General features: G+C 43.6%; 2 protein-coding genes. Both read left to right on the top strand.

Annotated elements, in window-relative coordinates; genetic code table 11:
- Nucleotides 1-260, top strand: a 260-nt coding sequence (locus A3756_RS22270) for a TatD family hydrolase (protein WP_197481471.1), incomplete at its 5' end; no start/stop codon positions are given.
- 194 nt (nucleotides 261-454) lie between these two features.
- Nucleotides 455-828 (top strand): 50S ribosomal protein L13 (rplM, locus tag A3756_RS22265; protein ID WP_068554677.1); only part of this gene is annotated, 374 nt, incomplete at its 3' end.

The following is an 828-nucleotide window of genomic DNA, read 5'->3' as shown; positions in this document are numbered from 1 at the left end:
GCATCGGTGTAGGTTGCGTTATTACTTGGCCAAGTGCCACGCGAACCCGATCCGCTGTTGCGACAGCCCCTTTGGGTAGTTTGTTGTTGGAGACGGATAGCCCGGATATGAGAGTTTCCGGGTTGAGGCGAGAGTTTGGTTGTCCTTCGGATATTCGTCAGGTTTTTTCGGCGCTATGTAATATTCGCTCTGAAAGCCCTGAAATCTTGGCTGCAGCCTTGAGAGATAATGCCGAAGAAATTTTTTATGCGGGGCAATGAAAGAAAAACTAAATTAGTTCTGGATTAATTGTGTTTAATTATATTATACTGCGCGCCCTAAAATTATCGGTGTAGCTTTGCGAGTACAGCCCCGTCTCAATATGTGAAACCGCGATAATTCGTGACATCCGAATGGCGAAATTGCCATCGAACTTGGATTTTGTAAAGGCTCATTGGAGCTAAAGGCGGAATAAATGAAAACGTTAAGTGCAAAGCCAGAAAGCGTAAAGCGTGACTGGTATGTAGTAGATGCTACAGGCAAAACACTTGGTCGCTTATCAAGTGAAATTGCGAGCCGTTTAAGGGGCAAGCATAAGCCAGAATACACACCTCATGTTGATACAGGTGATTACATTGTTGTTGTTAATGCAGAGAAAGTTGCAGTAACAGGTAACAAGGCTAAAGATAAGATTTATCACAGACATACTGGTTATATCGGTGGTCTTAAGTCGATTTCTTTCGAAAAATTGATCGATAAAGCTCCTGAGCGTGCTATTCAAGGTGCGGTTAAAGGCATGTTGCCACGCGGACCTCTAGGTCGTGAAATGTTCAGAAAGCTAAAAGTGTA

This window comes from Oleiphilus sp. HI0086 (genome assembly GCF_001635225.1).
Note: the sequence above shows the minus strand (reverse complement) of the source record. Positions and strands in the feature narration are given on the sequence as shown.